Origin of the sequence: Oceanicaulis sp. HTCC2633 (assembly GCF_000152745.1) — a bacterium.
Taxonomy (GTDB): Bacteria; Pseudomonadota; Alphaproteobacteria; order Caulobacterales; family Maricaulaceae; genus Oceanicaulis.
This window is the reverse complement of record NZ_CH672428.1, coordinates 2,921,502-2,934,624: the sequence shown is the minus strand read 5'-3', so window position 1 is coordinate 2,934,624 and position 13,123 is coordinate 2,921,502. Positions and strand designations below refer to the sequence as shown.

General features: G+C 63.9%; 10 protein-coding genes. 5 read left to right on the top strand and 5 right to left on the bottom strand.

Annotation, left to right across the window (positions count from 1 at the left end; genetic code table 11):
- Nucleotides 1–62: 62 nt before the first annotated feature.
- Nucleotides 63–1,679, bottom strand: a complete 1,617-nt coding sequence (gene ctaD / locus OA2633_RS13790) for a cytochrome c oxidase subunit I (RefSeq protein WP_009803189.1) — start codon at nt 1,677–1,679, stop codon at nt 63–65.
- Nucleotides 1,680–1,690: 11 nt separating this feature from the next.
- A complete protein-coding gene (gene coxB / locus OA2633_RS13785; RefSeq protein ID WP_009803188.1) occupies nt 1,691–2,512 on the bottom strand; it encodes a cytochrome c oxidase subunit II in 822 nt (273 codons plus the stop codon).
- 307 nt (nt 2,513–2,819) lie between these two features.
- On the opposite strand from coxB, the gene OA2633_RS13780 reads away from it, so the two are divergent.
- The 4 genes from OA2633_RS13780 to OA2633_RS13765 all read left to right on the top strand — a co-directional run bounded on the left by OA2633_RS13780 (nt 2,820) and on the right by OA2633_RS13765 (nt 8,168).
- Nucleotides 2,820–3,428, top strand: coding sequence for a tetratricopeptide repeat protein (locus OA2633_RS13780; protein ID WP_009803187.1), 609 nt, complete (start codon nt 2,820–2,822; stop codon nt 3,426–3,428).
- A gap of 86 nt (nt 3,429–3,514) precedes the next feature.
- Entirely contained in the window at nt 3,515–4,927 is a 1,413-nt protein-coding gene (gene tldD / locus OA2633_RS13775; RefSeq protein ID WP_009803186.1) for a metalloprotease TldD, read from the top strand.
- Between the two features lie 119 nt (nt 4,928–5,046).
- Nucleotides 5,047–7,131: a TonB-dependent siderophore receptor gene (locus OA2633_RS13770; protein ID WP_009803185.1), complete on the top strand. Its 2,085-nt coding sequence runs from the start codon at nt 5,047–5,049 to the stop codon at nt 7,129–7,131.
- Nucleotides 7,132–7,241: 110 nt separating this feature from the next.
- Nucleotides 7,242–8,168 carry a retropepsin-like aspartic protease gene (locus tag OA2633_RS13765; protein ID WP_009803184.1) on the top strand — a complete coding sequence of 309 codons (927 nt, stop codon included), beginning with the start codon at nt 7,242–7,244 and terminating at the stop codon, nt 8,166–8,168.
- Between the two features lie 55 nt (nt 8,169–8,223).
- Here OA2633_RS13765 and OA2633_RS13760 read toward each other — a convergent pair whose 3' ends face one another.
- Complete coding sequence (locus tag OA2633_RS13760) at nt 8,224–10,104, bottom strand: peptide MFS transporter (protein WP_009803183.1); 1,881 nt, start codon at nt 10,102–10,104, stop codon at nt 8,224–8,226.
- Nucleotides 10,105–10,308: 204 nt separating this feature from the next.
- Between OA2633_RS13760 and OA2633_RS13755 the strand changes: the two genes are divergently transcribed.
- Nucleotides 10,309–10,686 (top strand): endonuclease domain-containing protein, encoded by a 378-nt coding sequence (locus tag OA2633_RS13755; protein WP_040612756.1) that lies wholly within the window; start codon nt 10,309–10,311, stop codon nt 10,684–10,686.
- A 152-nt stretch (nt 10,687–10,838) separates the two neighbouring features.
- Here the strand turns inward: OA2633_RS13755 and OA2633_RS13750 are convergent, their stop codons facing one another.
- Both OA2633_RS13750 and OA2633_RS13745 read right to left on the bottom strand, forming a co-directional pair.
- The gene (locus OA2633_RS13750; protein ID WP_009803181.1) at nt 10,839–12,212 is read right to left on the bottom strand and encodes a glutamate--cysteine ligase; all 1,374 of its coding nucleotides are present in this window, start codon (nt 12,210–12,212) and stop codon (nt 10,839–10,841) included.
- 119 nt (nt 12,213–12,331) lie between these two features.
- Entirely contained in the window at nt 12,332–13,096 is a 765-nt protein-coding gene (locus OA2633_RS13745) for a 16S rRNA (uracil(1498)-N(3))-methyltransferase (protein ID WP_009803180.1), read from the bottom strand.
- Nucleotides 13,097–13,123: the final 27 nt, after the last annotated feature.

The following is a 13,123-nucleotide window of genomic DNA, read 5'->3' as shown; positions in this document are numbered from 1 at the left end:
GATCGGCGGAAAGGTCGGTCACGGTTTGCGTTTCCGGTTCCGTCTGTTGGCTCAACGGCACGCTACTTGATGCGCGGCAGTTCGTTGAACTGGTGGAAGGGCGGCGGAGAGGACAGGGTCCATTCCAGCGTCGTCGCGCCTTCGCCCCACGGGTTCGCTTCGGCCGGGCGGCGGCGCAGGATCGACTCGATCAGCACCAGGAAGAACACCGCCATGCCGATCAGCATCACGACATAGCCCATGGAGGAGACGTGGTTCCACAGCGCGAAGCCGTCCGCGTAATCCACATACCGGCGCGGCATGCCCTGGAGGCCCAGGAAGTGCTGCGGGAAGAAGATCAGGTTGGCGCCCACGAAGAAGAAGAAGAACTGGATGTTCGCCAGCGTCTCGTTGAACTTGATGCCGAAGATCTTCTCATACCAGTAGTAGAAACCGGCGAAGATGGAGAACACCGCGCCCAGCGACAGCACGTAGTGGAAGTGCGCCACCACGTAATAGGTGTCGTGCAGGGCCTGGTCGACGCCGGCGTTGGACAGCATCACGCCCGTCACGCCGCCGATGGTGAACAGGAAGATGAAGCCGATCGCCCAGATCATCGGGGTGCGGAACTGGATGGAGCCGCCCCACATGGTGGCGATCCACGAGAAGATCTTGATGCCGGTCGGCACCGCAATGATCATCGTGGCGGCCACGAAATAGGCTTTCAGGTTCACGTTCAGGCCCACGGTGTACATGTGGTGCGCCCACACGATGAAGCCGATGAAGCCGATGGCGACCATGGCGTAGGCCATGCCCAGATAGCCAAAGACCGGCTTGCGCGAGAAGGTGGACACGATGTGGGAGATCATGCCGAAGCCGGGCAGGATCAGGATGTACACTTCAGGGTGACCGAAGAACCAGAACAGGTGCTGGTACATGATCGGGTCGCCGCCGCCGGCGGGATCGAAGAAGGTCGTGCCGAAGTTGCGGTCGGTCAGCAGCATGGTCAGGGCGCCGGCCAGAACCGGAACCGAGAGCAGCAGCAGGAAGGCGGTCACCAGCACGGACCAGGCGAACAGCGGCATCTTGTGCAGGGTCATGCCCGGCGCGCGCATGTTGAAGATCGTGGTGATGAAGTTGATCGAACCGAGCAGCGAGCTGACGCCGGCGATATGCAGCGAGAAGATCACCATGTCGAAGGCCGGGCCGTTATGCCCTGACGTTGACAAGGGCGGGTACATCACCCAGCCGCCGCCGAAACCATTGTCCCCGCCTGCGCCCGGAACGAACATCGATGCGAACAGCATGATGAAGGAGAAGGGCAGCAGCCAGAAGGAGATGTTGTTCATCCGCGGGAAGGCCATGTCCGGCGCGCCGATCATCAGCGGCACGAACCAGTTGCCGAAGCCGCCGATCATGGCGGGCATGACCATGAAGAAGATCATGATCAGGCCGTGCATGGTCGTGATGACGTTGTAGTTATGCTCGTTGCCCCAGAAGCCGTTGTTGAAGACCTGGAGACCCGGCTCTGCGAGCTCCCAACGGATGAGGCCGGACATGGCGCCGCCAATCACCCCCGCGAAGATCGCGAAGATGAGGTACATCGTGCCGATGTCCTTGTGGTTGGTGGAATACACCCAGCGCTTCCAGTCCCAGATGCTGGGGGTGTGATCGTCGTGATGCGCAGCAGCGTCTGACATCTGATCTCTCCTTACTGGACGGAAGCGAGGCGGGCGCCGCCACGCACGTCGTCGTAATAGGCGGCCAGGACTTCCGGCGCCGTGTAGGGGTCGTTGTTGGCCGCTTCGACCCATGCGGTGAAGACCTCTTCAGGCACCACATGAACCTCGATCGGCATGAAGGCATGGCGCAGGCCGCACAGCTCCGAGCACTGGCCGTAATAGATGCCCGGCTCGTTCACTTCGAACCAGGTCTCGTTCAGGCGGCCGGGAATGGCGTCCATCTTGATGCCGAAGGCCGGCATCGCCCAGTTGTGGATCACGTCCGAGGCCGTCACTTCCACGCGCACGGTGGCGCCGGTGGGCACCACGACCGGCAGGTCGGTCGACAGGTTGCGCAGCGCCGCATACGGGTGCGCCGCCACGTCTTCGTCCGGCAGCATGTTGGCGACGTATTCGAAATCGCCATGGTCAGGATAGGTGTAGGTCCAGTTCCACTGGTTGCCCGTGGCCTTGATGGTGAAATCCGCCTCGGGGATCACGTCCTGCAGATACAGCAGCTTGAAGGACGGCACAGCGATCACCACCAGGATCAGGATCGGGATGCCCGTCCAGATCACTTCAACCAGCGTGTTGTGGCTGAATTTCTTGGCTTCGGGGTTCCGCTTGCTGTTGTAGCGGACCATCACCCACAGCAGCAGGCCAAGCACGACGAGCGAGATCGCCGTGATGATCCACAGCACCATGGCGTGGAAGACTTCGATGTTTTCCTTCACCGGGGTGACAGCTTCCTGCAGCCCCAGATGACCGTCGACCGGCGCGCCGATCACGGTGGCCGAAGCGCTGGCTGTCATTACACATAGGGCGGCGAGGGCGCCCAGTATGGCCGAGAATCGCATAATTCCCCCAAGTCCTGGTTCTATCGTCCAATTGGCGACGCTTGATGAGAGGTGCGGTCAAACGTCACTTGCGGCGACTCGTCGCCACCTCCGAGTTCGGCACGATATAGACTGCAATGGCGTGCTAGCCAATCGAGCTTGAGCGCCTTTTTGTCGCACTTGGCCGTCTTTTTCCACCTCCTTCTGCGCACGAAAGTCTGGCCGCGTGATTTAGGCTTTGCTAACCTTCCAGGACACTATGAACTCTGAGGGGGCCAGATTCATGTCGACACACAGCTTCAACTCGCGATCCAACCGTCCTGTGATGCAGGCGCTGACCGGCGGCTTTTGCGGCTTGGCCATGGCGGCCTTGCTGGCGCTGGCGGTCTCTTTCGCCTTTTCCGGTCGCGCCCTGGGTCAGGAGAACGACCCGCGGTACGAATGCGAGGCGGGCGCGCGCGACACCGGCGCCACCGGTCGCGCCCTGGGCGCCTGCGATCTGCTTCTGCGTGATGCATCGGTCACCGGCGAGACCCGCGCCCGCGTCCTGACCAACCGCGCGGTCATGCTGCTGGCCCGCGGCCAGAACATTCAGGCGCGTTCCGACCTTGAAGAAGCCGTCGAGCTCTCGCCGGAGCTGGCGGAAGCCTGGCTGAACCTCTCCGCCGCGCAGATCGCCACGGGCTCGGCCCAGGCTGCGATCGACACCGCCCGTCAGGCCCGCGAGCTGGGCGCCAGCCCCGCCCTCGCCGCCTTCAACACCGCCATTGCGCTGGAGACCCTGGGCCGTTTCGAGGACGCCTACGCTGCTTATTCCGAAGCCGCCCAGCAAGATCCCGAGAACGTCACGCTCGCCGCTCAGCCGGCCCGGTTCATCTGGCACCAGGGCTGATCGGAGGGGCGGGTCTGCCCGCAAGCCTCGCACTGCGCTGCCGCACGGTCTATGTATGAGGCCTACCGCCACGTGCAGGAGCCGTCATGACCACTGATCCGTTCACCGCCTTTGAATTTGACGCCGATGATGCGGGCCGCGTGCTCGACGAGGCGCTGGTCGGAGCGGATGACGGCGAGCTGTTTCTGGAAACCTCGGCGTCAGAGAGCCTCGCCTTCGACGATGGCCGGCTGAAGGTCGCCAATTTCGACGCCGAGCGCGGCTTTGGTCTGCGGGGCGTGTTCGGCGAGGCGTCCGGCTTCGCCCATTCCTCGGACCCTACCCTCGCTGCGCTCAAGCGCGCCGGTGAAACCGCCAGCGCCGCCCGTCAGGGCCGCGATGCGGTGATGGCGCCCTCCCCGGCCCGCGCCAATCAGACCCTTTACAAGGATGTGGACGTCATCGCCCAGCCGGGTTTCGAGGCGAAATCCACCCTGCTCGCCGAGATCGACGCCTATCTGCGCGCCAAGGACCCCGAAGTGGTCCAGGTATCCGCTTCCGTTTCCGCCTCGCGCCGGGTGATCGGCATTGTCCGCGCAGGCGGCGATGTCCGCACCGAAGTGCGTCCTCTGGTGCGCGTGAATGTCGCCGTCACCTGTGAGCGCCAGGGCCGCCGCGAAACCGGCTCGGCCGGGGCCGGCGGTCGCGCCGCCTTTGATCAATGGATCGCGCCGGGCGCCTGGAAAGGGCTCGCCGACGAAGCGCTGCGGGTCGCCAAGGTCAATCTCGAAGCCGTTGATGCGCCTGCGGGCGAATGGCAGGTCGTGCTTGGCCCGGGCTGGCCGGCCATCCTGCTGCACGAAGCGGTGGGTCACGGCCTGGAGGGCGATTTCAACCGCAAGGGCGCGTCCGCCTTCTCCGGCAAGGTGGGCCAGCAAGTCGCCGCCAGGGGCGTGACGGTCGTTGATGACGGCACGATCCCCGATCGCCGCGGCTCCCTGAGCTTTGATGATGAAGGCACCCCGACCGGCCGCACCGTGCTGATCGAGGACGGCGTGCTGAAAGGCTATATGCAGGACCGGCAGAATGCGCGCCTGATGGGCGTCGAGCCCACCGGCAATGGCCGACGCGAAAGCTATGCCCACCCGCCCATGCCGCGCATGACCAATACGATCATGGAAGCGGGCGATCGCGATCCGGGCGAAATCCTGGAGAGCCTGAAGGACGGCATCTACGCCAAGAATTTCGGCGGCGGTCAGGTGGACATCACCTCGGGCAAGTTCGTCTTCCGCTGCACCGAGGCCTATCGCGTGCGCGACGGCAAGATCTGCGAGCCCATCAAGGGCGCAACCCTGATTGGCGACGGCCCCACCGCCCTGACCAGGATCTCGATGATCGGCGACGACATGCAGCTTGATCCGGGCGTCGGCACCTGCGGCAAGGCGGGTCAGGGCGTGCCTGTCGGCGTGGGGCAACCCACCCTGCGCATTGACGGATTGACAGTGGGCGGCACGGGCTAGGTCCGGACAAAGCCGGACAATCACCTTACAAAGTAGTCACTTACCACCTTGTAATAAGAAATACCGGTCGTTACGCCCTAGCCTTGCGCCTGACTGTGATTTGCAAGACTGGAATTGTGATGATTGCCCGGACGACCTCGCTCGCCCTTCTGCTGACCGCGACCGCGCCTGCATTCGGCGATGATGCGCCGGATCCCGTCGTGGCGGAGGGTGAGGCGGACGGCGCCATCCTCGCCTATCCAGCCAGCTTCTTCACCGAATTCAGCCCGGTCACGGCGCGCGACATGATCAACCGGCTGCCGGGCTTTTCCCTCTCGGACGGCAACACCAATCGTCGCGGACTGGCGGACGCCTTCGGCAATCTGCTCATCAACGGTCAGCGCCCGTCCGACAAGACGCTCGGCCTGGGCACGGTGCTGCAACGCATTCCAGCCGACCAGGTCGTCAGGATCGAGCTGATCCGCGAGCCGCTTCCCGAGTATGAGATGCGCGGCTACAGCCAGCTCGCCAATGTCATTCTGGTTGAGGGCTCGGGCATGCGCGCGAGCTTCCAGCACACCCTGACCCGCAACAATTCCTCGCGTCTCGCCTCGGCGATGGAAAGCTCCATCACCCGCCCCGTTGGCTCTGGCGAACTGACCCTGGGGCTGAACTGGGAAGTGTGGGGCCCGTCCAATGACCGCTCGGTCTTCACGGAGACGCCCGACGGCGTCCGGCTCTCTCGCGAGCACTACAATGACCAGCGCCGCTATCGCGAGATCGAGCCCTCGATCAGCTATTCCGGTCCGATTGGAGAGAACACGCGGCTGCGCGTGAACGCCAATGCGGAGTTTGTCGCCTGGCGCCGCATCATCTCGGGCTTCGCCTATGACGGCGCCGACCAGCCCGAGGCCTACATCGAACAGGCCAATGATGAACGCAGCTGGCGAGCCGGCCTCTCTTCCACTCTGGAGCATGACTGGTCTGACGGCCTCTCCTCGACCACGACCTTCCTGCTGACGCGCTCCGATACGGATAACGGACCGGAAGTGGAAAGCGTCAACACCCTGTCTTCCGGCGTGGAACGCGCGCAGGTGCTCTATCAGAACGCCCAGGAGGAGACCGCGCTGCGCCAGAGTTTCGACTGGACCCTGTCAGAGGCGCATTCGCTGACCTTCGGCGCGGAAGCCGCCTTCAACGCCCTCGACGCCAGCCTCGCCCTGTTCGAGGATACCGGCGGCGGGTTCGTCCCGATCCCCCTCCCCGTCAGCGACACCCGGGTCGAGGAAGTGCGCGGCGAACTGTTCGCCGACACGGTCTGGGTCATCAGCGAGGCCTTCTCGCTGGAAGGCGGACTGCGTTATGAATACAGCGAGATTTCCCAGTCGGGTCCGGCCGGTCAGGCGCGCACCTTCACCTATCTCAAGCCGCGGGCCAGCGTGACCTGGCGCCCGGGCGACCAGCGCCGCCTGCGCGTCGGCATCGAACGCAATGTGGACCAGCTCGATTTCGGCAATTTCGCCAGCTCCGTCGATCTCAACTCTGATCAGGTGGATGTGGGCAATCCCGATTATCGCCCCCAGACCGACTGGACGCTGGAGGCGGAGTTCGAACAGCGGTTCAACGAGGACGCCTCGCTGACGCTGACCCTGGGCCGCGTCTGGGTGCAGGATCTCGATGACTATATCGCCATCATCACCCCGACCGATGTGTTTGACGCGCCGGGCAATATCGGCGATGGCGCGCTCAACCGCATCACGCTGGACTGGACCAGCCCGCTGGGCTGGCTGGGCCTGCGCAACGCCACGCTCGACGGCTTTGCGGAATGGTATGACAGCTCGATCGAAGACCCTGTCACCGGGGTGGATCGCGCCTGGTCCGGGGTTGCGGAATGGGAATTCCGCTTTGATTTCCGTCAGACATTCCCGGCCGCGCAGATGGCCTGGGGCTGGGATTACAGCTATCGCTCCGACCGGTCGACCTATCGCGTGAGCCGTTTCACCAATTTCGAGCAACCGGCGGGCGATCTCGATCTCTATGTCGAAACCACGCGCTGGTTCGGCCTGACGACGCGTCTGGGCGCGGACTTCGTGCTCGACACGACCGAACGGCAGGACCGGATCGTGTATGACGGCTCGCGCGCGGATGGCGTCGAACGCTATCGCCAGCGCCGGTATTTCGACAACGGGCCGCAAATCTTCCTGAGCATTCGCGGCGCCTTCTAACCTCCCTAAATTGTAATCCTACGAGCTTTCTCCGTCTGGTAGACTGAAGTCGGCAGGGCGAGAAGCCGGGCGAAACAGTGATCTGGCGACCCTGCCGGGAGGAGGTCGTCATGAACGCCATTACTCGCACCTGCCTGCTTGCCGCATTGTGGGCAGGCGTCAACACCGCCGCCATCGCCCAGACCGATGCGATCGAGCTTTTGCGAAGTCCTTCCGGGTATTTCGTCGCGCCGGTCTTCATCGGGCAGGAAGGCCCGTATCCATTCGCGCCGGACACCGGCGCCAGCCATACCGCCATCGCGCAAAGCCTGGCGGAAGCGCACGGCTTCGTCAGCACGCGCGAGCGCCTGGATTCGGTGCAGACCCTGACAGCCGAAGTCCAGGCCGAGCGTCACAGGCTCGATGTCCTGACCCTCGGCCCCTATGCGCTGAATACGGTGGATGCGGTGGTCACCCCCACCCCGCCCGATCTGGAGCTCGAGATTTACGGGCTGCTGGGCCGCAACGCGTTCGCGGGCCGCACCATACGGCTCGACTATCCCAACGCCCGGCTCTTCATGCAGGCGCAGGCGCCCGACTTCGTGGATGCCCGCATTGATCCGCGCCGCAATGTTCTGGTGGGCGCCGCCCGCGCCCGGGGCGTCGAGGACGATATCGTGGTGATGGTGGACACCGGCTCTCCCATCACGCTTGTCAATCAGGCGCTCGCGGGCCAGCTGCGCCAGCGCGCCGTGATCCGCATCCTGACCGTGGGCAGCCTCTCGCGCATCCCCGATCTGGTGGAGACCGATGATCTGGTGGTCGTCAGCCAGTTCCAGCTGGGCGGCGTCTGCATAGATCGCATGTCGGTCCACGCGGCCGATCTCGATGTCTTCCGCGCCATGGGCTGGGAGGACCGCCCGGCCATGATCGTGGGGCTGGACCTTCTGCAGAACACCACGCTGACAGTGGATTATGCGAACCGTCGCGCCGAGATCGAACCCGGCTCGCAAGGCTGGCGCTGCCCGGGCGGGCGCCGCAGCCAGCTCAGCCACTGACGCAAAAAACCCCGGAGCGACGCTCCGGGGCTTTTCTTCAGACGGTCAGGACCGCTTACACGAGGTCGCGGGCGTCCTGATCAGGGCCGGCGGCTTCCGCCTTGGCGTCGATCTGGTCAACCGCTCGGCCATGGCCGAGCCCTTTGAGCCAGAAGCTCAGCACGCCGAAGATCACGCCCAGCACGATGGCGAACAGGCCGATCGAGCCGAACACGGCGGCATAGCCATTGAGCGCCGCCGCCGGGTCGAGCACCTGGCCCGCCACCGTGTCGGTCGCGGTGAAGGTGGCGATGATGCCCGCCACGTATTGCGCGAAGGCCGAGGACAGGAACCAGCCCGCCATCATGGTCGAGACGACCGCGCCCGGGCTGAGCTTGGTGATGGCCGACAGGCCCACCGGGCTCAGGCACAGCTCGCCGGTTGTGTGCAGCAGATAGGCGCCCGCCAGGAAGATCAGCGGCACGCGATAGTCATCGCCCGCAAACTGGGTGCCCCACACCAGCAGCATGAAGCCCAGACCCACCTGAACCAGCGCGAGCGCGAATTTCAGCGGGGTGTTGGGGTTCTTGCGCAACTTGGCGAGGAAGGCCCAGATCGCCGCGAAGACCGGCGCGAACAACAGGATGAAGCCCGCATTGAAGGACTGGGTCTGTGACGCGGTGATTTCGAACGGCCCCACCGACAGATCGGTGTTGCGCGCGGCGAACAGGTTCATGGACGAACCGGCCTGCTCGAACAGCGCCCAGAACACGACCGAGACGATGATCAGGATCAGCGCCAGGATCAGGCGTTGCGCCTCAACCTTGGTGCAGCTGTTGACCATGTAGAAGACCACATAGCTCAGGAAGCCAAGGCCGCCGATCAGGAGGAACAGCGCCAGAAGGTCCTGCTCGCCCATGCCCAGCACGGTGAAGCGGATCGTGTGCGCCTGAACCATGAACCAGACCACGACGACGCCCACAAGGCCGATGCCGTAGATCAGCCATTCGGTATTGATCGGGCCCAGCGCCTTGGCCTTGAGTTTTTCCTGGCTCGGCGGGTTGCCCACATGGTCGATGAGGTTCTTGCCCGGCAGGAAGAACAGGGCGCGACCGCGCACGAACACGACCCAGCCCAGCGCCATGCCGAGACCGGCGAGGCCGAAGCCGGCCCACCAGCCGACCGTTTCGCCCAGAAGGCCGCACAGGATGGCCGCCCAGAACGAACCCAGATTGATGCCGTAATAATACAGGGTGAAGCCGCCATCGCGACGCGGATCGTTCTCTTCATAGAGCTGCCCGACGATGGAGGAGATGTTCGCCTTCAGGAAACCCACGCCCATGATGATCAGGGCCAGGGCGAAGTAGAAGATGTTCAGGAACATGCGGTCGCGTTCGACGCGTTCGATCTCGAACTGGCCCTGCGGCAGAACGGCGGGAATGCTGGCCGTGGACGGCAGCTCGGCGATCTCGAAATCGCCCTCGGAATTGGCCGAGAAGCTGTATTCCGCGCCATCCACCTCGATCATCACCGAGCGGTTCGAACCGCGGCCTTCGGCCACCAGCTCGTATTGCTGGCCCTGATAGACCAGGGCTTCGCGGGCCGGTTCGCCCTCGATCCCCATGGTCGCGTGACCGGCCACCAGCAAGAGCGCGCCGAAGGCGATGGCCTTGCGGTTGCCCAGATACCGGTCCGCCAGATACCCGCCCAGCAGCGGCAAGAGATACACGAGCGCGGTATAGGCGCCGTATTGCGAGCTGGCTTCGCTGTCAGAGAACAGGAAGTGCTGGGTGAGATAGAAGATCAGCAGGCCGCGCATGCCGTAATAGGAAAAGCGCTCCCACATCTCGGCGAAGAACAGGATGTGCAGGCCCTTGGGGTGCTTGCGCATCTCCAGAAAGACCGGAATGGCGGTGGCGATCGTAATCACGATCCCCGCCAGAACGACGATATTCATGACCTGAGGTCCCTCCCCGTCACAGTCCGACGCCCCTCATGCGTCCAAAGATGAAGGACCGTGATCGAATTCGTTACGAAATGACTACCGCGCAAAACACCACGCGGGGCCGGGAGTCGCAAGGGCTTTGCGGCAGTGGGGGTATTGGGGAGAGGCGAGAGGGGCATCGTTCTGGCTGAATGAGTTTCCCGATAAGATGCGCATATGGCGTCGAAGAAACCCATCACGACAGCACGGCGTTTGCGCCGGGACATGACAGATGCCGAACGCAAGCTCTGGTCCATGCTTCGGCGAAGACCTGATGGGCTGAAGTTTCGACGTCAGCATCCGATCGGCCGCTATGTGGCCGACTTCGCCTGTCCCCAAATAGGCCTGATTATCGAGCTGGATGGCGGTCAGCATAACCTTCCGGCTCATCGGCGCCGCGACGAGCATCGTACGCGCTGGTTGGAGAACCAAGGGTGGCATGTTCTTAGGTTCTGGAATACGCAGGTTTTTGAGGCGCCCGACATGCTGGGCGATCAAATTCTGGATCTGGTGCACGCCCTGAAACACCGCCGACAGAACCCCTCTCCCCCTTGACCAAGGGGGAGAGGCAGGGTGAGGGGGTGCGCTTCAATTTGCGAAATTGGCGCCGGATGAAACGCCGCCCACCCCTCACCTAACCTCTCCCCTCAGGGAGGGGAGAGGGATGGGGTTGGCGCAGAAATGACGGTTTGGAGCTGTTTCTGCCCCTAATACGCCGCCTCTTCGAAGATCGGTTCGACGCTTTCGTTCCAGGCGCCGTGATAGCGCTCGAGCAGGCGTTCGGCGGGGCTGATGCCGGTCTTGGCGATCTCGTCGAGATCATCGAGGAACAGCGCTTCGTTTTCGCCATGGGCGTTCAGGCGTTGACGGGCCTTGAGGCCGGAGCGGGAAATAGCGAGCGCCTGTTGGGCGATCTCTTGCAGGGTGGTGTTGCGGAACGGGGTCTTGAGCGCGGTTTTCGCCGCGCCCGCGCGCATGGCGTCGCGTTCTTCAGCCGTCCAGTCCTTGACGAGGTCCCAGGCCGCGTCGAGCGCGGTCTGATCATAGAGCAGACCCACCCAGAAGGCGGGCAGCGCGCAGAGGCGATTCCACGGGCCGCCATCGGCGCCGCGCTGTTCGAGGAAGGTTTTCAGGCGCACTTCGGGGAAGAGCGTCGACAGATGGTCTTCCCAGTCTGACAGGACCGGCAGTTCGCCCGGCAGCAGCGGCAGCTCGCCCTTCAGGAAGTCGCGGAAGCTCAGCCCCGTGGCGTCCTGGAAGACCGAATTGCGCTTGACGAAATACATCGGCGCATCGAGCGCCCAGTCCACATACTGCTCATAGCCAAAGCCTTCATCGAAGGCGAAATGCAGCATGCCGGTGCGGTTATTGTCGGTGTCGGTCCACACATGGGCGCGATAGCTGAGATAGCCGTTCGGCTTGCCGTCCGCGAAGGGCGAGTTGGCGAACAGCGCCGTGGCGATCGGCTGCAGCGCCAGCGAGACGCGCATCTTCTTGACCATGTCCGCTTCGGACGCGAAGTCGAGATTGGTCTGCACGGTGCAGGAGCGGAACATCATCTGATGGCCCAGCGTGCCCACCTTGGGCATGTAGGCCTTCATGATGTTGTAGCGGTCCTTGGGCATCATCGGGGTCTCTTCAAGAGACCATTTCGGCGAGAAGCCGAGGCCCAGAAAACCCGCGCCGACTTCATCGGCCACTTCGCGCACTTCGCGCAAATGGGTGTTCACCTCGCGGCAGGTCTCGTGAAGATTTTCCAGCGGCGCGCCGGAGAGCTCGAACTGGCCGCCGGGCTCCAGCGTGATGGAGCCGCCCTCGCGCTTGAGCGCGACGGGCTTGCCGTTTTCCTCGATCGCCTGCCAGCCAAAGCGGGTCAGGCCTTCCAAGAGCTTGCGCACGCTGGGCCCCTCGCCCTCATAGGGCAGCGGGGCATGATCCTTCAGCGCAAAGCCGAACTTCTCGTGTTCGGTGCCGATACGCCATTGATCCTTGGGTTTCTCGCCCGCGGCGATGTGGCCGATGAGCTGGGCCTTGCTTTCGATCGGGGCGCCTTCGCCCCCTGCATTATAGGTGCCGCTCATGGGTGATGGTCTCCCCGCCAGGCAAATCAGTGTGGCCGCACAGTTAGGCGCCCGTATCCCCTACGGCAAGCAGGGAAACCGGTTTTCGGTCACAAGGGTGTGAGAGATTGCGTGATCGCTCACCAGTCGCCCAGCATGGATTGCCAGACGGACAAGGCGGCGGCGGCCGCTGTATCCGCGCGCAGAATGCGCGGGCCGAGGCTGACGGGCAGGACAAAAGTCTGAGCATGCAGCAGCGTGCGTTCCTCCACCGAGAACCCGCCCTCGGGGCCGACCAGCATCGCCCATTTGCCGCCGCGTTCGCGGCCTGCCAGCGCTTCAGCCATCGGGCGGGCGCGGCCATGCTCTCCGCCCCAGGGCTCGGTCTGGCTGTCCCCGCTTTCATCGGCGAACATCAAGGTGCGCGCCTCGTCCCAGCCCTTGAGCATCTGGGTCAGGCTGACCGGCTCGTGAATCACCGGCAGGTCCAGACGCTCGGTCTGTTCAGACGCTTCGCGCGTCAGAGCCTGCATCCGATCGGTGCGCACGCGCTCGGACTGGGTGCGTTGGGTGATCACCGGCGTGATCGAGGCGACGCCCAGCTCGGTCGCCTTCTCGACGATGAAATCGGTGCGCGCCTTCTTCACCGGCGCGAAATAGAGCGCCATGTCCGGCGTCGCGCTCTGGCTGCGACGCTGTTGAACGATCTGAAGGCTGGCGCGTTTTCTGTCTGCGCTCGCCACCTCGGCGCGCCACTCGCCGTCCCGGCCGTTGAACAGCCGGACGCCGTCGCCCGGTTTGCGGCGCATGACATTGACGAGATAGTGGGCCTGGTCCCGATCCAGATCCAGCACGGCGCCGGCTTCAAGCGGCGCATCGATGTAAAGACGCGGTTCGACACTCATGAATTGCGTTCTAGCTGGACGGCGCCC